Consider the following 18819-nt stretch of genomic DNA (forward strand, 5'->3'; position numbering starts at 1 on the left):
TCATGGATATCCGCCGTACGCAAGCTGAACTGAACCAGTACCATCTCGGGCTATGGTACGGGGCGTATCGGCTGATAATTGCCTTCTGTTTGCTGCTGATTTATTTACTCACCACTCAAACTCTCAATCATGATTATCAGCATCCACGGCTGTATGCCGCCAGTCTGGTGCTGTATTTTATTTTTAGCTGTGCCCAGCTGCTGTATTTTCGCTATGTCCGGCACAGGATTCCGCTACAACTCACGCTGATTTTCAGTGTTGATGTACTGGTGCTCAGCAGCCTGACCTTTGCGCTGGATGGACCGAGCCTGCATTTAAGCCTGCTGTTTGTGATTGCGATTTTCGCCGCGACGTTATTGCTGGAAAAAAGCAAGGCGCTGTTCATTACCCTGGTGGCAATGATTTGTGTCACCTATCAGCATTTTGTTGGCACATTACTGGATTTTTCCTCTCTGGATCGCATCGGGCAAAGTGCCCTGCTCTCGTTCCTGTTTTTTATTATTTACCGTTTTGGCCAGATTGCCGTCCGCCGTTTCCAGATTCTGGAGCACCTGAACTTTTCCCAATCACTGGAATTGAACCGGCTAAAGAATATTAACCGCTATATTCTGGAACAGACCGATATGGGCTATCTGGTGCTGGATGAAAACTGCCATATTATGGTCAGTAATCCGGCCGCCTGCCATTTGCTGGGTATTAATCCGCTGTATGCTTTCGACAAATATCCACTGTATAAAGTACAGCCCGACCTATTTCAATTATTGCAGTTTGACCAGCTCTCTAACGGCGAAAAATTCCAGTTTGAATCGCAGCTCAGTCATTTCCTGATCCAGATTCAGGTACAAAAGCTGGTGGTGCCGCAGCAGACCTTAACCTTGCTGGTGCTGCAGGATGCACGGCAAATCAACCAGCATGTGCAGCAACTGAAACTGGCAGCACTGGGCCAGCTTTCGGCCAGTATTGCCCATGAAATCCGTAATCCGCTGGCGGCCATTGTCCAAGCCAATCGCCTGCTGGCTGGCAGCGATACCGATCAGCAGCAGATGCTGAGCCAGATGATTGACAAGCAGTCGCAGCGCATTGACAAGATCATTGATGACACCCTGAGCATGGTGAAAAATAAGGAAACCACACCGGTGCAGATTGATCTGGCGCGTTTTATTCCGCAGCTGATCCAGGATGATCTGGCCGATCTGGCCAGCCAGATTCAAGTCAGCCAGCCCGAACCTCTGCAGATTCTGTTTGATGAATCCCAGCTGCGTCAGGTGCTGATTAACCTGATCCGTAATGCCCAGCGCCACAATGCACCGGATCATCCGATTGAACTGCAACTTTATCGCCAGCAGGACACGGTCTATATGGATGTCAAAGATTATGGCAGCGGCGTGGCTTCACATGATATTCGCTACCTGTTTCAACCATTTTTTAGTACCGAAATTAGTGGAACTGGTTTAGGATTATACTTATCACATAGTTTCTGCGAGGCCAATCGGGCCAAGTTGCGCTATGTAGAACAAAAACAAGGAGCATGTTTCAGGATTGAATGCTCACCTGTTGACGTAAATAAATAGTTTTTTGGGGAAGTTTAGTGGAACAACCACTCGTTCTCTTCGTCGATGACGAGGAAGATTTATGCACGCTCATGCAAATGACATTGGCGCGCATGGGGATTCAAACACACGTGGCACACCGGCTGGAGCAGGCACGGCAGTTGCTGTCCAGTCATCACTATGATGCTTGCATCACCGATCTGAATTTGCCTGATGGAAATGGCCTGCAACTGGTCGAGCTGATTGCCCAGCATTTTCCGCAGCTGCCGGTTGCGGTGCTGACGGCCTATGGCAATATGGAAATTGCCATTGCCGCGCTCAAAGCCGGGGCCTTTGATTTTGTCAGCAAACCGATTAACCAGAAACACCTCGAACAATTGCTGGAAAAAGCACTGAATCAGCCGCTGTTTAAAGCACATAGTCAGGAAGCGGACCAGCTGGAACAGCGGATGCTGATCGGGCAATCTCTACCGATTCAGCAACTGCGCACCACCCTGAAAAAAATTGCCCGCTCGCAGGCACCGGTGTTTATTAGCGGTGAATCGGGCACCGGGAAAGAAGTGGTGGCCAATCTGGTGCATCGCCTCAGCAACCGCAGTGACGGGCCTTTTATTGCCATCAACTGTGGCGCGATTCCGGGCGATTTGATGGAAAGCGAATTCTTCGGCCATAAAAAAGGCAGCTTTACCGGTGCAGCGCAGGACAAACAGGGCCTGATTCAGTCAGCACACGGCGGTAGCCTGTTTCTGGATGAAATTGCCGAACTGCCGCTCAATATGCAGGTAAAACTGCTGCGCGCGGTGCAGGAAAAACGGATTCGTCCGGTCGGTTCCGATACGGAAATTGATGTTGATTTCCGGATTATTAGTGCCAGCCATCAGGACCTGGAAGCGTTAGTCCAGCAAGGCCGGTTCCGTCAGGATCTGTTCTTCCGGATTCATGTGATGGATATTGTGCTGCCGCCACTGCGTGAGCGCGGTCAAGATATTTTATTGCTGGCCCAGCATTTTATTCAGAAAATTGCCCAGGAATGGGATATACACAGCAAAACCCTGTCAGAACGTGCCCAGCAGTTTTTGCTGGAACAGTATTATCCGGGTAATGTGCGTGAGCTACGCAATATCATTGAACGCGCCATGACCTTGAGTGATGATGATGTGATTGATCTGCCACATCTGCAGACCGCACCCTTACGCAAAATGGCACCGCTGGCCGAGCCAGAAACCGACACTGCAACGCCGGTTACAGCCGATGCCCTGCCCGCTGCTCCGCGTAAATTGCCGGAAGAAGGACTGGAGCTGTTTCTGGAGAAAATCGAAAAAGAGATTTTGCTGAATGCACTGAATCTGACCCATTGGAACCGGACTTTGGCTGCGAAAAAACTGGGGATGTCGTTTCGTTCCCTGCGTTATCGGCTGAAGAAATTCGGACTGGATACCGATGAATAAGGCGCGCTAACCCTGCGCCTATTTATGACTTAACAGCAGCTCTGCAACATGATCCAGATAATTGTCTTCTTTCATGTCCTGTTGCAGTGCATAACGCTGGTTCGGTTCAATCCCGACCCCTTCAATCATTTTGCCTTGGGGGGTGTAATAGTGAGAAACCGTCATTTGTAAGGCGGTGCCATCTGACAGCGGAAACAGCTTCTGTACCACCCCTTTGCCATAACTTTTTTCACCAATCACCCAGGCACGGCCATGATCTTTTAAGGCGGCAGTAAACACTTCTGCAGCCGAGGCCGAACGCTGGTTAATCAGCACACCGACCTTTAGATTCTGGAATTCAAAACTCGGTAAAGCCTGAAATTGCTGGTCGCCTTCAGCGCGGCTTTTGGTAGAAACAATCACGCCCTGATTCAAGAACAGATCGGCTGATTCAACCGCCGAGGACAGCAAACCGCCCGGGTTATTGCGCAGGTCAAACAGTACCGCCTTTAGCCGTGGTGTGCTGTACTGTTCGATCAGTTCCTTGATTTCATTGGCAGTATCTTGCTGGAAGACTTTGACTTTAATCAGTAGTACCTGATTACTCAGCATCTGCGCCTGAATATCGGTTTCGACTTTTCTGTTGCGTACCAGACGAATCGGCTGCGCGCTTGCGGTCAGTTGCAAGGTGATATTGGAGCCAACCGCGCCCATCAACAAGGCATTGACCTGATCCTGATTGAGCTTTTGCAGTTCCTGATTGTCGATTTTAAAAACCGAAATACCATTACGCAGGCCCTGTTTGGCCGAGTCGGCATCAGGTCTTAAATTATGAATCTGCCATTGATGCTGCTGGGCATCGTAACGTAAATTAAAATCGACCGAGGCCAGATCGCCTTCGGTATATTGCACCAAGGCACGGTAATCCTCGGCATTCAGATAACGCGAATACTGGTCCAGTCCGGAAACCAGACCTTGAATGGCTTGAGCAAACAAAGCTTCGTCACTTTTTTCCGTGACATAATTGGCTTTGACCAGCCCATAAATTTTGACAAACTGCTGGATCGATTCGACCGGCACTTCAACATAGTCCTGCTCAGTGGTTTCTTCTAGTGCCAGCGGATCTTGATCTTCTGCCGCCCAGACAGGCAGGTTCACACACATCATCAATGTTGTTGCAACAAGCATGCGTTTCCAGTGTGGAACCATCCTTTCACCTATCTGTTGGCAGTTTATGGAGTCAGGGTAATTAAATTACGCCCTTGCATTTCTGCAGGAATTGGCAGTTGCATCAGACTCAGTAAAGTCGGTGCTACATCGGCCAGAACACCACCCTCTGCAATCACCGCCTGGGTCGGGCCGGCATAAATAAACGGCACCAGCTCGGTAGTATGCTGGGTATGGACCTGACCACTGTCATAGTCCTGCATCTGCTCGACATTACCATGATCAGCAGTAATCAGCATATGACCCTGCTTGGCCATTACAGCTTCATACACACGGCCCAGACAGGTATCCACTGCTTCTACCGCTTTCACCGCTGCATCAAACACACCGGTATGACCCACCATATCGCCATTGGCATAGTTGACCACCAACAAGTCATATTCACCTGAATTGATCGCTGCCACCAGCTCATCTGTCACTTGATACGCGCTCATTTCTGGCTTGAGATCATAAGTTGCTACATTTGGTGATGGAATCAGAATGCGCTTTTCGCCCGGATATTCATCTTCACGGCCGCCACTAAAGAAGAAGGTCACGTGTGCATATTTTTCGGTTTCGGCAATACGCAGCTGGGTTTTACCCAGGTCTGACAGGTATTCACCGAGCGAGTTTTTTAATGCTTCTGGCATATAAGCCACAGGTGCATCAATGGTGGCCTGGTAACGGGTCAGCATCACAAACTTGGCCAGCTGCGGCACCACTTTACGCTCAAAACCGGCAAAGTCGGTTTCCACAAAGGCTTTGGTCAGTTCACGGGCACGGTCTGCACGGAAGTTCATGAACACCACGCTGTCGCCATCCTGAATTGCCGCAACCTCACCAATACGGGTAGCTTTAACAAATTCATCGCTTTCATCGGCTGCATAAGCTGCGTCCAGACCAGCTACGGCGGTTGCTGCAGTACGGACTGCTTCACCTTCTGTTAACAGACGATAAGCCTGTTCTACACGATCCCAACGATTGTCGCGGTCCATGGCAAAATAACGGCCGATCATGCTGGCAATCCGGCCTTGGCCTGGATATTGGGCAAACAGGGCATCCAGTTTTTGCAAAGAGGGCTGCGCACTTTTTGGCGGAGTATCACGGCCATCCAGAAATGCGTGTAAATAAACAGTTGCACCACGTTTCAGCGCCAGCTCCGCCATTGCCACAATATGGTCTTCATGTGAGTGCACGCCACCTTCCGACAGCAGGCCCATTAAGTGCACGGCACCGCCCGCAGCTTTGGCTTTCTCGACTGCATCGACCAGCACTTCATGTTCAAAGAAAGCACCGGTACGGATATCTTTGGTAATGCGGGTAAAGTCCTGATATAGCACACGGCCGGCACCCAGGTTCATATGGCCCACTTCGGAGTTACCCATCTGACCATCTGGCAGGCCCACATCTTCACCTGAACCTGAAATCAACCCATGCGGATGCTTTTCCTGCATAGCGGTCAAATTTGGACGTTGTGCCGCCAGGAACGCATTGTCCTCAACAGCTTCACGATGCCCAATACCATCCATAATGACCAGTACGTGAGGGATTTTGCCTGCAGTTGCATCCGTCATAGTTCACACTCTTTTAGTCTACAAATTAATCGCATATCTTACCGAATTTTCAGTTCGGACACCATGCACGGCTGATGGTTTCAACCGTGCCACACTATCGTTTTGTTCAATTGCCGGCTTATCGGGCACGTTGCAGCAGATAGCCACCCACCACAAACATCAGAATAATCGGGATAAACACAAACCAGGCCGGAGATGGCGCATAAATCAGGCTGGCATAACCGAGGAAATCCTGTAAATAGAAGAAGCCCAAGCCGACAAACAAGGCAATCACCAGACGGAAACCCATCGACTGCTGGCGCAGCGGTCCAAAAATAAAGGAACAGGCAATCAGCACCAACGCAATCAGGGCAAATGGAGAACCAACTTTTTGCCAGAAAGCCAGCTGATAGCTTTTCGGCACCTGACTGTACTCATGCATATAGCTCATGAAACTGACCAGCTGACTGGGTGATAAATCTTCCGGGTCGATGGTGACCATGTGTACATATTTTGGTTGCAAGGCCAGCGATAAAGGCTGCGTGGCCTGCTGATCAGCAATAGCATTGCCCTCTGGCAGAATGTCCATTTGGCGGCTGTTTTGCAGTGACCAGGCGCCATCTTCGACAAACTGGCCCTGCTCGGCATTTAAGGTACCGCGTAAGCGGAAGTTATCATCAAAGTCGATGACCTGGATATTCTTCAGTGTGCCCTGCGAGTTGGCATAGTCAATATAAATAAAGCGCTGCCCTTCACGGGTCCAGTAGCCTTTGACTTCACCGAGTTCAGCCACGCTACGATGTTTCTTGACGCTTTCTGCGCGCTCATTGGTATAGGGAATCACCCATTCACTTAAGGCAAAAGACAGCACCACCAGAATGAGTGCCGAACGCACCACCCAGCCGACAATCCGCCACAGGCTGATACCGGCGGCACGCATCACAATCAGCTCACTGTTTGAGGCCAAGGTACCCAGACCCAGTACTGCGCCAATTAATGCGGCAATCGGGAGAATTTCATACAGATAACCGGGCGCACCCCAGAGCACATGCCATAGCGCATCCAGCGCGCCATAGCCTTCTTTTAGGGAACCGAGTTCACCCAGATAGGTAAATAATACCTGTAAACCGGACAACACCGCGGTTGCCCCCAACATCGCCAGTGCGGTCGTTTTGGTCACATGCTTGGCCACTATACGACGTGCGAACATATTAAGACCTCACTCGCTGAATCTGTTTCTTGATTTTGGGTGCCAGTTTCTGTTTACGCGAGAACAGCGCCGCCGCAATGGCATAGACCATCAGCACCAGCGGATAGGCCCAGATACCCATTTCTTCTTTACTGATCCGGGTTTTGACCGCCATTAACGCCACAATTAGGCTGGCAAAAATCAGCAGGGCCGGAAACAGTTTTAAATAACGTCCCTGACGCGGACTGACTTCAGATAAAGCCACGGCCAGCAGCAGTGCCAACAGAATTGAAAACGGCACAAAGATTCGCCAGCCCAGTTCACTGGCCACCACCGGGTCCTGACGGTTATCCCACAGTTGCCCGATTGGCAGGGCTTCCACTTCTGTACTCTGGAATTTGGCTTCCTGATCGCTTTCCAGACGTAAGCGATAGCTGGCAAATTCAGCCTGAGAATATTGCGGACGATCCGGATAAATTTCATAACGGCGACCTTCGACCAGATCGACCACATTGGCCGGATCATTGGACAGTTCAATCCGGGTCGCCTCTTTGGCCAGAATCATGATATCCGGTTTGCCCGGACGGTCAGCACGCTGGTAGAAGAAAATATCTTTCAGATTACGCCGGTCTTCTGACAGGTCGCCGGCATAAATGGTATATGGCCCCGAAGAAATAAACTCTTTTGGCCGCACCAGATCGAAACCGGTACGGACCGCCTGATTGGTGGTCAATTCTTCAAACTGGCGAATCCCCCACGGCGCTGCCCAAACCATCAGCATGGCCTGCACCGCCAGAAATACCACCGTCATCGGGACTAATAAACGTGCCAGTTGGTTACGACTGACACCGCTGCCATTTAACACTGCCATTTCATGATCGACATAAAGCCGGCCAAACACCAGCATCAGGCCAATAAAAAAGCCCAGTGGCAAAATCAGGGTTAAAAATTCCGGCAGACGGTAGCCAATAATGCTAAACAGAATCCCCGCATCCAGACGCCCCTGCGCGGCGACGCCAAAATACTTGATCAGCCGGCCACCCATCATGATCAAGGTCAATAAGGCAATCACAACCAAGGATGTCGACACAACTTGCTTGACCAGATAACGCCGAATAATCAAATTAATGCTTCCAGAAAACGAGGGAATAAAACTAGCGATAGTTTACCCGAATGTTGAAAATATAAAACCTATACTGTTGTTTCACATTGAAACTCTATTCATGAAAATGTTTCAATGGTTTAATGGTTTTAAAATTTTAAAAGGCCTATATAACGCATATGAAACTGACGATTCATCCGACATACCAAGACAATGTCACCGCAGCTGCTTTATTTATTCTGGTCGATGCCAATACCCTTCGTACAACCGCAGATCACTATAAAATCAAAAATTTAGATAGCATCACCCAGGCCGTACAATTTAAATCCGGCTTTAATGAAAGCTTAAGCCTGACAGCACAGGACAACTTGCCGGCATTCAGCCAGCTGATTGGCCTTGGTTCAAGCAGCGAATTACAGCCGGCTAAACTGGCCAAACTGGCGCAAACCATTGTAAAAACCGCACAGAAGAAATTTAGCAGTATTGCGGTAGATCTATCAGTCCTGCCACAAGAACTGCATTATATTTTTGCCTTGAGCCTGACCCAGGCCGCCTACGGTTTTGATGAATTTAAAACCAAAAAGAATGAATTTGTATTAGAGCAGATTCAATTGATTGCCACACAAAGCCCGTTAACTGCCCATCAGCTGAAATTTATTGAAGCGGTACATACTGGTCAGAATTTTGCCCGCGATTTAGGCAACCGTCCGGGGAACATCTGCTTCCCGGAATATCTGGCTGATCAGGCACTGGCACTGGCAGAAGAATTCCCGGATTTACTCAAAGTAACCGTGCTGAATGAACAGCATATGGCTGACCTGGGCATGGGTGCGTTCCTTGCGGTCAGCAAGGGTTCCGAGCGTCCGGGCCGCATGATTACCCTGGAATACAAGGCCAATCTTGAGCAGGCACCTATTGTACTGGTCGGTAAGGGTATTACCTTTGATACCGGCGGTATTTCCCTGAAACCGGGTGCTGGCATGGACGAAATGAAATTCGATATGTGCGGTGCAGCCTCAGTCTTGGGAACCATACGTGCGCTGTGTGAATCACGCTTGCCGATTCATGTGGTGGCAGCCATTGCCGCAGCGGAAAATATGCCATCGGGCAAAGCCACCCGTCCGGGCGATATTGTCACCACCATGAGCGGTCAGACTGTCGAAATCCTGAACACCGATGCCGAAGGCCGTCTGGTGCTGTGTGATGCCCTGACCTATATCCAGCGTTTTAACCCGGCACTGGTCATTGACGTAGCGACCTTAACCGGTGCCTGTGTGATTGCGCTCGGTTCGGTGTTAACCGGTCTGTTCACACCAGATGATGAACTGGCACAGGAACTGACCCAGGCCGGTCAGCAGAGTTTTGACCGCGTATGGCGTATGCCGGTGATTGATGACTATCAGGAACAATTAGATTCACCTTTTGCCGATATTGGCAATATTGGTGGTCCAAAAGCCGGTTCTGTGACTGCAGCCTGCTTCCTGCAACGCTTTACTCGTGACTATCGCTGGGCGCATCTGGATATTGCCGGCACTGCCTGGAATTCAGGAACCCATAAAGGTGCAACAGGCCGTCCGGTACCGCTACTGATGCAATTCTTGGCCAACCGTGCAGAGCAGCATGGCTAAAGTCAGCTTTTATCTGTTTGAAAAAAGTCCTGAACGGCAAGTGGACAGCACTTGCCGTTTATGCCGGAAAATCCTGCGTGAACCACAGCGCATCTGGCTGTATAGCGCAGACCCGGCATTGCAACGGGCGCTGGATGAACGGCTGTGGAGCTTTGATGCCGGCAGTTTTATTCCGCATGGTATTGATGAGCCTACGGCACAGGTCTGTATTTCAGCGCAGTTGCCAACTGAAAATGATTGGATTGTGTTTAATTTTAACGAACAGGCTCTTGAACAGTTCGCCAAATTTAGTCACATTATCGAAATCATTGAAAATCATGAAACCGCCAAACAGCTTGGCCGGGAAAAATATAAACAATATCGTCGTTTAGGCATTGAGCCGCAAACCCACAAATTATAGAACCACCCCAAAGGAGATGCAGCGTGGCATTAAATGTTGGTCCAGATTTTAAACAGCGCTGGTTAACTGCGCCTGAAGCTGTGCGTCAGACCTTTATTGATGACCTGCATCGGATTAGTGAGGTACTGCAACCGGACAGCGACCTAAAACGCTGGGTAGAGTACGATCAGCAGCAACAGCAACAGTCCTTTCAGAAAATTGATCAGGCCTATGCCGAACTGAAAATCCAGTTAATTGAAGAAGCGCGTATTCGCCGCCAGCAGATGCTGGAGCAACGTCTGGCCCAACAACGCGCCGATCAGGCCGCGTATGCGCAGGCTCTGTATCAGGATGAACTGCAACAGTTTGCCGCGCAGACCGAAACCCTGGCCAGTTTACGCACCCAGCTGGATCAGGAGATTCTGGACTACACTGCGCGTTATCAAAAAAATCCGGAAAATGGTAGTTTCAATTTTGCCAAAGGCGTGCGTATTGCCGATGAACAGATTCTGTCGGAACTCGACAGTGTGCGGGTACGTCTGGAACTGGAAGCCGAAACCCGGATTGAAGAAGCAGTACAACAGTTCCGCAGCCAGCTACAAGCCGCTGCCCAGGAAGAAATTGAATATATTTTAAAACATTCCCAATTTTCCAAAGAGGCCTAAATGACGGCCTTCTGGCGTGAAAAACCCGGTACGGTGTCAGTAAATGCAGATTTAAACCGGCCCATCTGAAAGATCAATCGGGTGTGAGGCAGAATTTCTCGCCCAAATGTCATGAAAGTGAAATATTTTTGTCACAAGATAGTCATACTTTGAATAGCAGTACTGCTGCCTTTTAAAGTAAAAATTATTTTTATAATTAAGGTTTAAAATGGGTATCTTGACACAAATATCGAGCAAAATTGACCATCTGCATAGTGGTGAACAATGGCATATTACTGCTCAGGATTTATTAATCAGCCGTGCAGATTTCCAGTCGCTTTATATTTACCTGACCAAAGAAGCTGAAAAAGGTACATTTTCTTTGGCACCGGTTGCAGAAGCCAGTCCACGTTTAGGCGGTACCTCTGTCACAGTGATCAAGCACTAAGGTCAGCGAATTTCTCCCCGCAAGATAAAAGTCCACCCCGCGTGGGCTTTTTTGTACGTGCGGTTTTTCAGCACTGTTTATATTAAAAAATATGACCCAGCCACGACAGGATATTGCCCAGACCGTAACCGATGGCCAATAAAGACACAATCCAGATAATGCCACCGGCAATGTTATAGGCCGTAAAGCTGGCGATGGGCATATGTCCGGAACCGGCAGCAAACGGTGCAAAAGAACGGACAAAAGGAATAAACCGTGCAATGAGAATGGTTTTACCGCCATGCTTCATAAAATAGCGGTTGGTTTTGACGATATATTCCGGTTTGAAATAACGCGAATGGTCATTAAAAAACTTCAGCCCCAAGACCTTGCCGGTATAGTAATTCACGCTATAGCCAAGAATAGAGGCCAAGCACAGTAAAATCGCCATATAGTGTAAATGCACCACATCGGTGGTTGAACATAAGGCGCCAATGGCAATCAGCAGACTGTCTCCCGGCAGAAAAAACATAAATACCGAACCGGTTTCCGCAAAGATAATTAAAAATAAAATTGCATAAATCCAGACCCCATAGTTGTTGAGCAACACAGGCAGCCACTGTTCAAAATTTAGCAAAAAATCAATCATCTACACTTAACCAACGTAAGTTACTCTGTTTCGCGCAGCCTGAATTATCGCTAAAAATAAAAAAACAGTCTAATTTTTTCAATCAGACTGTTCTGTACAGCAGCGTCAGGACTTATTTTAAGAAGCCATTTTCGGCCAGAAAGTCCATGCTGATTTTTGACTGTGCCGTGGTTTCTGCGGCTTTTTCACCGAGCAGTAAACGCTCGATATAACGCGCCAAAACATCCACTTCCAGATTGACTTTAGTCCCAGTTTTCCAGGTACCAATATTGGTACGCTCTGCGGTATGCGGAATCAGGTTCAGGCTGATTACACTGCCACGTAAATGGTTAATGGTCAGGCTGATGCCATCTACAGTCACTGAACCTTTTTCGGCCAGATATTTGGCAATTTCAGCCGGTGCAGTCACTTCAAAATATAAAGAACGCGCATCTTCACGCACCAAGGTAATTTCACCCACGGCATCGACATGACCACTGACAATATGTCCGCCAAAACGGGTGGTCGGTAACATGGCTTTTTCCACATTCACCGGCTGGCCAACTTTCCAGTTACCTAAGGTAGTCCGGTTTAAACTTTCCCGTGACACATCGGCCGCGTACCAGTTATCGCCCCACTCAATCACGGTCAGGCAGATGCCGTTGGTGGCAATCGAATCCCCCAGATGCACATCGGACATATCCAGATCGGTTTGAATACGCAGGCGGACATCACCACCGACACTTTGCAGGCTGTCCACTTTGCCCACGCTTTCAATAATTCCTGTAAACATAGTCTTTTCTCTTATTGTCTCTAGTGCTTACCACAAGGCCAGTTGGGTGCTAACACCGCTGGTATCGACCCCGCCCAGCTCGGCAAAGTGATGCAACTGCCCCAGCAACTGCCGGATTGGCGGGCCAGACTTGGCATGGGTATCGGTAATCACAATAAATTCCAGTACTCGTGCACGTTCAGACTGACGCTGCTTGCTGACCCGGTAACGCGGTACATCCTGGGTTAACAGGCTGACCCGGCCACGTTTTAAATTGGCCTGCAACAAATCCACTGCACTGATATTGCCATCGGTGGAGTAACTGGTCAGGATATAGCGTGCATTAATGGTCTCTAACAGCTTCTCATACGCCTCTTTGGCGTGCTTGGACGAGTTATACGGACTCGGACGCTCTTTGCGCCAGGCACGGTCAATGCCGCTCTTAAAGCCTTTGGTATCCGGGGTTGGTAAATCGACCTGATCCCATAAGGTTAAGGCATTTAACACATGATAGTTACTGCTATAGGCATGCTGGTTATACGGCGGATCTAAATACGCCACATCCACTTCAAAGCCGCTCATCTGGTTGGCCAGATGCTGGGCATCAACACACCACATTTCGGCAGCCGGACGTTTCGGATCACCAATTTCACAGAAGCGGCTTGGGGTTAACCACAACAAAGATTCAATCCGTTCCAGTGCAGTCTGGGTTTTACCACCCCAGCCATGGTGGAAACTTTTAAAGACCCCGGAGGTGTTGCTGACAAAACTGGCCGAATACAACAAAGGCGCCAGCAGCGCGCTCATCTCGACATCATCAATCGCGCCTTGCGCCTGCCAGGTGGCAATCTGCTGGCGGATGGCATCAATACGCATCCCGTTACGGCGTTTAAAGAATAAACGGTCACGGGTCGGATCATAAATTTCATCATTGCGTGGGCACAGGTTATGTGTGACCCAGCCTTTGACTTCTGGCAAACGGTTTAAATAATCAATTGCTTTCTGATAACCGCCCAGCTCTTTAAACGCCGGCGCTTCCACACAAGCCAAAATCGCATGATTCAGCGCATGGCTATACGGTTCCCAGTCATTGGCAATTACCCGATAGCCATTTTGTCGGGCCAGACGTGAAACCACGCCTGAACCGGCAAAAAAGTCAGCGAAGATCGGGGCGCGGCCGCCTTTGTTCAGGGTGCCGGTCTGCTCCAGCGCTTCCAGAATCAGATGTAACAGACGACGTTTATTCCCCAGATAAGGAACCAGCTGATGGAAAAGATATTCATCTGTCGTACGTGCGGCGTGACGACGTTTGTGATAAACCGTAGACTCTGAATTCATAACGTCTCTTGAGAAGGGGTTAACCTTAAGCGCACATCATCACCGAATTGAGTGACGTCGCAAAGTTTAAATCGAAGTTGTTGTGCCATACGCTCAAATTCTGCCTGAAACATGGCACGTGCAGACCGGCCTAACAGGGTCGGAGCCACATAACTGATCACTTCGTCGACCAGTTGCTGCTGTAAAAAGGCGGTCGATAGTGTCGCACCGGCTTCAATCAGCACATCATACAGCTGATACTGCTGCACCAAAGTTCGAAGTAGTTGATCCAAAGGCTGAACCTCGAGCTGGATCACGCCCAGCGCTTCCAGCTCGGCCCGATACGGACCCATCACCATCACACTGTCCGGCTGCTCGAGCAGCTTGGCGGTTAAGGGCAAGCGTCCCTGACGGTCCAGTACCAGCCGTTTCGGCTGGACAATGCTGCTGATGTCCTGATGTATCGCCAGCTGGCGGACATTGAGCTGACAGTCATCGGCCAGCACGGTTTTAATCCCGGTAATCACCACTGCTGAAATCGCACGCCAGTGCTGCACATCCAGACGCGCCGAATTGCCGGTAATCCATTTCGATTCACCGGAGGCCATGGCAGTACGGCCATCCAGACTTGACGCCACTTTTAAGCGGACATAAGGCTGACCCGTGGCCATGGCTTTTAAAAAGCCCAGATTCAGCTGATGCGCCTGCTGTTCCAGCACGCCTACCTCCACCTGAATTCCGGCATCGCGCAGAATCTGCACGCCTTTACCAGCCACCAGCGGATTCGGATCAGGACAGGCCACTACCACTCTGGCCACACCGGCTTCGACCAGACCTTTGGCACAAGGCGGGGTACGTCCATAATGCGCACAAGGTTCCAGAGTCACGTAAGCGGTTGCACCACGGGCGGCATCGCCGGCATCACGTAAGGCAAATACTTCGGCATGTGGCTGTCCGGCACGCGGATGATAGCCCTCTCCCACCAGTTGTCCGTCTTTAACCAGCACACAGCCCACATTCGGATTCGGTTTGGTCGAGTACTGTCCGAGTCGTGCCAGTTCAATGGCACGCTGCATCCAGATTTGGTCTTGAGTTAACTCGGACATGTCACCACTCTTGCGCGTTGAGCTTAGTATTCACGTTGCTGCATTTGTTCAATTTGACGGCGGAAGGCTTCCACATCCTGAAAGTCCTGATACACCGAAGCAAAACGCACATAGGCCACATGATCCAGCGAGAATAAAGACTGCATGACAATTTCCCCGATGGTGCGTGATTTAACATCACGTTCGCCCAGACGGCGGATTTGCAGCTGGATATCACTGAGTACCGTTTCAATCTGTTCCTGAGTCACGGGACGTTTTTGCAAGGCATGCATCAATGAACGGCGCAGTTTGGCTTCATCAAAGGGCTCATTTTTACCATCCGATTTAATGACGCGTGGCATCACCACTTCATAACTTTCAAAGGTGGTAAAACGTTCACCACAGCTAATACATTCACGACGTCGGCGAATTTGACAGCCTTCAGCTGCCAGCCGTGAATCAATCACTTTACTGTCTGCGGCGTTGCAAAATGGACAATGCATAGTGGTTTAATTGAACAAATCCAGTTGATTTGAGAGTGTAGCAAAAAAACAGGATTTTGTAGAGTTTTACGCAATATATAGAAAAAAAACAGCCCTTTTGGGCTGTTTTACACAATATATTGATTATGCTGCTGAAAGATTATTCAACCCGTTCACCATGCTGGCTTAAATCCAGACCCATGCGTTCATCATCAGATTCAACACGGATACCAATTACCAGATCAATCACTTTCAGGATAATGAAGGTTAATACCGCAGAGTACACAATTGTGGCAATCACACCTTCCACTTGCACCCACAGCTGACCCATCAGGCTGGCAGGTGCCGCATCGCCCATAATGAATTCGCTGGCAAAGAAGGCGGTTAAAATTGCACCTACAATACCACCCACGCCGTGCAGGCCAAAGGCATCTAAAGAGTCATCGGCTTTCAGGGCACGTTTCAGTGCAGTAATCCCCCAGAAGCAGACCACGCCACCAATCAGACCCATGGCTAAGGCACCACCGACGGTGACAAAACCTGCTGCCGGGGTAATGACCACCAGACCAGCCACGGCACCTGAAGCACCGCCTAATACAGAGGCTTTACCACGGACCACTTTTTCCGTCACTAACCAGGCCAGTGCGGCTGCAGCTGCGGCAACTTGAGTCACCACCAGGGCATAACCTGCTGAACCATTGGCGCCCAACGCAGAACCACCGTTGAAACCAAACCAGCCCACCCACAGCAGGCTCGCACCCACCACAGTTAAGGTCAGATTGTGCGGTGCCATAGATTCACGGCCCAAGCCCATACGTTTGCCCAGCATATAGGCAGCCACCAGACCGGCTACACCAGAGTTAATGTGTACCACGGTACCACCAGCGAAATCCAGCGCGCCGTCGTTGCCTAACCAGCCGCCACCCCAGACCCAGTGGGTAATAGGTGCATAGACCACCACCACCCAGATGGCAATGAACGCAACAAAGGCCCCAAATTTCATCCGCTCTGCAATCGAACCGCTGATAATCGCCACGGTAATAATCGCAAAGGTCATCTGGAAGATCACGAACAGGATTTCAGGAATGGTGCCACTCAAGGCATCGGTGGTAATACCGGCCAGCATGAACTTGTCTAGGCTGCCAATAAAGGCATTGCCTTCGCCAAAGGCCAAGGTATAGCCAATAATTACCCAGACCAGACTGACCACTGCGGCCGCAACAAAACTGTGCGCCATGGTGCTGAGGACGTTTTTCTTGCGCACCATACCGCCATAGAACAGGGCCAAGCCCGGAATGGTCATAAGTAGGACAAGTGCTGTTGAGACCAGAATCCAGGCGGTATCACCAGTGTCTAACACAGCTTCTTCTTCAGCCGCTACCACTTCAGGCAAAGCAGTTTCTGTAGTGATGATATCGCTTGATTCAATAAGCGCAGGTTCCACAGTATCATTTACTGTGATTTGTTCTGAAGGAGTTGGCGCTGTTACGGCTTCTTCAGCCCAAGTAACAGAACCACCCAAAAGCGCGCCGGACAGGCCGAGCGCAAGTAGCATTTTTTTCATTCGTATCCCCCAACCTAGTTTTTGTGAGTTATTAGGTACTCAGCAAACTTCGTGCCAATTGCTTAAACAGCATCTGCACCTGTTTCACCTGTACGAATACGGATGACCTGTTCCAGATTCGTCACAAAAATTTTACCGTCACCGATTTTGCCGGTGCTTGCTACACGGGTGATTGATTCAATCACTGAATCCACCATCTCATCACTAATGGCGATTTCGATTTTCACTTTTGGTAGAAAATCAACAACATATTCTGCGCCACGATACAGTTCAGTGTGACCTTTCTGACGACCGAAGCCTTTGACTTCAGTGACAGTGATCCCTTGAACACCAATTTCTGACAGTGCTTCACGCACGTCATCTAATTTAAAGGGTTTTACAATTGCAGTTACGAGCTTCATGTGTGTTTTCCTTCGGCTTATTTCACCAGTAAGGTTTTATGTTCAAATTTCATGCCAAAACTCCTAAGGTCGGGGGAAATTAGAAGTTACGGCATGTGATTTATTTATATCTTATTTTATACCTTTCTCATGCACCAATCTTCAAAAAATAAACATTTTTCTGTAGAGATTTACGATCTCCGGCATCGAATAAAACCATATTTCATCTGAAACACTATAGTCTGGGCCAGAGCAATGCTACACTGCGCTTTTCAGTCCACTGGAATGGAATTTATTATGATAGAAACCTTATTACAGGCCATCTTAGAACAGGTCGATCAACCGAAAAAAGATTTAGAACATAACCTGCGTGCCCTGCTAAACGAAGCCGTCAGCAAAATGGATCTGGTGTCCAAAGAAGAGCTGGACCGTCAGCGCACTGCACTGAATAATGCCAATCTTCGTTTAAATGAACTGCTGCAGCAGGTAGAAGTACTCGAACAAAAGATTTTGAACAAAGAATAAGCACCTTCTTAGTGCAACAAAAGACGCATAACGACCAAAAATAACGCACCAAAACGGAACATAACAACAATGTCTTTTGCCAAAATTTATACGCGGGGTCTGCTTGGACTGAATGCCCCGTCCATTGAAGTTGAAGTCCATTTAAGTCAGGGTCTGCCCTCCTTAACCATTGTCGGTCTGGCCGAAGCCGCGGTCCGTGAAAGTAAAGACCGGGTTCGCTCGGCCATTATTAACAGTGGTTTTCAGTTTCCCACCAAACGTTTGACCATTAATCTGGCCCCGGCCGATTTACCCAAAGATGGCTCACGTCTGGATTTACCGATTGCCTTAGGCATTCTGATTGCTTCCGGACAATTGCCCGAACAGGCCGCAGAAAACCTGGAATTTATTGGTGAACTGGCGCTGGATGGCCAGTTACGCCCGGTCACCGGCACTTTAAGTATTGCCATTGCCTGTCAGGCGGCCGGCCATCAACTGGTATTACCGGAACCCAATGCACAGGAAGCCGCACAATTGCCCGACTTTCAGGTGTTTGCGGCCAGTCATCTGAAACAGGTCTGTGAGCATCTGGCGCAGGCTGCGCCCCTACAGCCTTTTGCAGCAAGCTCGGAAACCCGCTTGGAACGCTATGCTTTTGACCTGGCGGATGTCAAAGGACAGCTGCGACCTCGGCGTGCCCTGGAAATTGCCGCTGCCGGTGGCCATTCCTTGCTCTTTAAAGGTCCACCCGGTACAGGCAAGACTCTCTTGGCCTCACGTCTGGCCAGTATTTTGCCGCCCCTGAATATGCAGGAAAATCTTGAAGTTGCCAGTATTTATTCAATTGCCAATACCCCGCATCGCTTTGGACAGCGGCCATTTCGCGCCCCGCATCATACCGCTTCAGCGATTGCGCTGGTCGGTGGTGGCTGTCATTTACAAACAACTATGCGACATTCCAAACAACTATGCGATAAATTAC

At 49.4% G+C, this 18819-nt stretch carries 18 protein-coding genes and 1 pseudogene; 8 read left to right on the top strand and 11 right to left on the bottom strand.

What is annotated here, in order from left to right:
• The first annotated feature begins 2 nt into the window (after positions 1 to 2).
• Both P253_RS12590 and P253_RS12595 read left to right on the top strand, forming a co-directional pair.
• Positions 3 to 1571 carry a sensor histidine kinase gene (locus tag P253_RS12590; protein ID WP_016659704.1) on the top strand — a complete coding sequence of 523 codons (1569 nt, stop codon included), beginning with the start codon at positions 3 to 5 and terminating at the stop codon, positions 1569 to 1571.
• Between the two features lie 71 nt (positions 1572 to 1642).
• A complete protein-coding gene (locus P253_RS12595) occupies positions 1643 to 2998 on the top strand; it encodes a sigma-54-dependent transcriptional regulator (protein WP_042119426.1) in 1356 nt (451 codons plus the stop codon).
• A gap of 18 nt (positions 2999 to 3016) precedes the next feature.
• Here the strand turns inward: P253_RS12595 and P253_RS12600 are convergent, their stop codons facing one another.
• The 4 genes from P253_RS12600 to lptF all read right to left on the bottom strand — a co-directional run bounded on the left by P253_RS12600 (position 3017) and on the right by lptF (position 8048).
• Positions 3017 to 4186 (bottom strand): S41 family peptidase, encoded by a 1170-nt coding sequence (locus tag P253_RS12600; protein WP_005181572.1) that lies wholly within the window; start codon positions 4184 to 4186, stop codon positions 3017 to 3019.
• Positions 4187 to 4209: 23 nt separating this feature from the next.
• A complete protein-coding gene (gpmI, locus tag P253_RS12605) occupies positions 4210 to 5757 on the bottom strand; it encodes a 2,3-bisphosphoglycerate-independent phosphoglycerate mutase (protein ID WP_016659705.1) in 1548 nt (515 codons plus the stop codon).
• A 118-nt stretch (positions 5758 to 5875) separates the two neighbouring features.
• Complete coding sequence (lptG, locus tag P253_RS12610; protein ID WP_005181568.1) at positions 5876 to 6946, bottom strand: LPS export ABC transporter permease LptG; 1071 nt, start codon at positions 6944 to 6946, stop codon at positions 5876 to 5878.
• A gap of 1 nt (position 6947) precedes the next feature.
• A complete protein-coding gene (gene lptF, locus P253_RS12615) occupies positions 6948 to 8048 on the bottom strand; it encodes an LPS export ABC transporter permease LptF (protein ID WP_016659706.1) in 1101 nt (366 codons plus the stop codon).
• Positions 8049 to 8206: 158 nt separating this feature from the next.
• On the opposite strand from lptF, the gene P253_RS12620 reads away from it, so the two are divergent.
• The 4 genes from P253_RS12620 (at position 8207) to P253_RS12635 (ending at position 11126) form a co-directional block, all read left to right on the top strand.
• A complete protein-coding gene (locus tag P253_RS12620) occupies positions 8207 to 9655 on the top strand; it encodes a leucyl aminopeptidase (RefSeq protein ID WP_016659707.1) in 1449 nt (482 codons plus the stop codon).
• Positions 9648 to 10055 carry a DNA polymerase III subunit chi gene (locus tag P253_RS12625; protein WP_005181563.1) on the top strand — a complete coding sequence of 136 codons (408 nt, stop codon included), beginning with the start codon at positions 9648 to 9650 and terminating at the stop codon, positions 10053 to 10055. The genes P253_RS12620 and P253_RS12625 overlap by 8 nt, the downstream gene beginning before the upstream one ends.
• 23 nt (positions 10056 to 10078) lie before the next feature.
• A complete protein-coding gene (gene blhA, locus P253_RS12630) occupies positions 10079 to 10699 on the top strand; it encodes a cell division protein BlhA (RefSeq protein ID WP_016659708.1) in 621 nt (206 codons plus the stop codon).
• A gap of 208 nt (positions 10700 to 10907) precedes the next feature.
• Positions 10908 to 11126: a hypothetical protein gene (locus tag P253_RS12635; protein WP_005181560.1), complete on the top strand. Its 219-nt coding sequence runs from the start codon at positions 10908 to 10910 to the stop codon at positions 11124 to 11126.
• A gap of 82 nt (positions 11127 to 11208) precedes the next feature.
• Here P253_RS12635 and P253_RS12640 read toward each other — a convergent pair whose 3' ends face one another.
• The 7 genes from P253_RS12640 to glnK form a co-directional block, all read right to left on the bottom strand.
• Positions 11209 to 11754 carry a VTT domain-containing protein gene (locus P253_RS12640; RefSeq protein ID WP_005181559.1) on the bottom strand — a complete coding sequence of 182 codons (546 nt, stop codon included), beginning with the start codon at positions 11752 to 11754 and terminating at the stop codon, positions 11209 to 11211.
• Positions 11755 to 11866: 112 nt separating this feature from the next.
• Entirely contained in the window at positions 11867 to 12526 is a 660-nt protein-coding gene (locus P253_RS12645; protein WP_016659709.1) for a riboflavin synthase, read from the bottom strand.
• A 27-nt stretch (positions 12527 to 12553) separates the two neighbouring features.
• Positions 12554 to 13843, bottom strand: a complete 1290-nt coding sequence (locus P253_RS12650) for a DNA adenine methylase (RefSeq protein WP_005181555.1) — start codon at positions 13841 to 13843, stop codon at positions 12554 to 12556.
• Complete coding sequence (gene ribD, locus P253_RS12655; RefSeq protein ID WP_016659710.1) at positions 13840 to 14928, bottom strand: bifunctional diaminohydroxyphosphoribosylaminopyrimidine deaminase/5-amino-6-(5-phosphoribosylamino)uracil reductase RibD; 1089 nt, start codon at positions 14926 to 14928, stop codon at positions 13840 to 13842. Before ribD ends, P253_RS12650 begins: the two co-directional genes overlap by 4 nt.
• A gap of 23 nt (positions 14929 to 14951) precedes the next feature.
• Positions 14952 to 15410, bottom strand: coding sequence for a transcriptional regulator NrdR (nrdR, locus tag P253_RS12660; protein ID WP_005181550.1), 459 nt, complete (start codon positions 15408 to 15410; stop codon positions 14952 to 14954).
• Positions 15411 to 15549: 139 nt separating this feature from the next.
• Positions 15550 to 16953, bottom strand: coding sequence for an ammonium transporter (locus tag P253_RS12665; RefSeq protein WP_005181548.1), 1404 nt, complete (start codon positions 16951 to 16953; stop codon positions 15550 to 15552).
• Positions 16954 to 17015: 62 nt separating this feature from the next.
• Positions 17016 to 17354 (bottom strand): P-II family nitrogen regulator, encoded by a 339-nt coding sequence (gene glnK, locus P253_RS12670; RefSeq protein ID WP_004650081.1) that lies wholly within the window; start codon positions 17352 to 17354, stop codon positions 17016 to 17018.
• Positions 17355 to 17630: 276 nt separating this feature from the next.
• Between glnK and P253_RS12675 the strand changes: the two genes are divergently transcribed.
• Positions 17631 to 17858 (top strand): accessory factor UbiK family protein, encoded by a 228-nt coding sequence (locus P253_RS12675; protein WP_016659711.1) that lies wholly within the window; start codon positions 17631 to 17633, stop codon positions 17856 to 17858.
• Between the two features lie 69 nt (positions 17859 to 17927).
• Positions 17928 to 18773: pseudogene (locus P253_RS12680) on the top strand (YifB family Mg chelatase-like AAA ATPase); the annotation flags it as partial.
• Positions 18774 to 18819 lie beyond the last annotated feature (46 nt).

The organism is Acinetobacter indicus CIP 110367, from assembly GCF_000488255.1.
In the GTDB taxonomy this organism is placed as follows: domain Bacteria; phylum Pseudomonadota; class Gammaproteobacteria; order Pseudomonadales; family Moraxellaceae; genus Acinetobacter; species Acinetobacter indicus.

Coding starts and splice junctions, on each gene's coding strand:
- P253_RS12590 (WP_016659704.1), top strand. CDS start 3: ATGGATATCCGCCGTACGCAAGCTGAACTGAACCAGTACCATCTCGGG.
- P253_RS12595 (WP_042119426.1), top strand. CDS start 1,643: ATGCAAATGACATTGGCGCGCATGGGGATTCAAACACACGTGGCACAC.
- P253_RS12600 (WP_005181572.1), bottom strand. CDS start 4,186: ATGGTTCCACACTGGAAACGCATGCTTGTTGCAACAACATTGATGATG.
- gpmI (WP_016659705.1), bottom strand. CDS start 5,757: ATGACGGATGCAACTGCAGGCAAAATCCCTCACGTACTGGTCATTATG.
- lptG (WP_005181568.1), bottom strand. CDS start 6,946: ATGTTCGCACGTCGTATAGTGGCCAAGCATGTGACCAAAACGACCGCA.
- P253_RS12620 (WP_016659707.1), top strand. CDS start 8,207: ATGAAACTGACGATTCATCCGACATACCAAGACAATGTCACCGCAGCT.
- P253_RS12625 (WP_005181563.1), top strand. CDS start 9,648: ATGGCTAAAGTCAGCTTTTATCTGTTTGAAAAAAGTCCTGAACGGCAA.
- P253_RS12635 (WP_005181560.1), top strand. CDS start 10,908: ATGGGTATCTTGACACAAATATCGAGCAAAATTGACCATCTGCATAGT.
- P253_RS12640 (WP_005181559.1), bottom strand. CDS start 11,754: ATGATTGATTTTTTGCTAAATTTTGAACAGTGGCTGCCTGTGTTGCTC.
- P253_RS12645 (WP_016659709.1), bottom strand. CDS start 12,526: ATGTTTACAGGAATTATTGAAAGCGTGGGCAAAGTGGACAGCCTGCAA.
- P253_RS12650 (WP_005181555.1), bottom strand. CDS start 13,843: ATGAATTCAGAGTCTACGGTTTATCACAAACGTCGTCACGCCGCACGT.
- ribD (WP_016659710.1), bottom strand. CDS start 14,928: ATGTCCGAGTTAACTCAAGACCAAATCTGGATGCAGCGTGCCATTGAA.
- nrdR (WP_005181550.1), bottom strand. CDS start 15,410: ATGCATTGTCCATTTTGCAACGCCGCAGACAGTAAAGTGATTGATTCA.
- P253_RS12665 (WP_005181548.1), bottom strand. CDS start 16,953: ATGAAAAAAATGCTACTTGCGCTCGGCCTGTCCGGCGCGCTTTTGGGT.
- glnK (WP_004650081.1), bottom strand. CDS start 17,354: ATGAAGCTCGTAACTGCAATTGTAAAACCCTTTAAATTAGATGACGTG.
- P253_RS12675 (WP_016659711.1), top strand. CDS start 17,631: ATGATAGAAACCTTATTACAGGCCATCTTAGAACAGGTCGATCAACCG.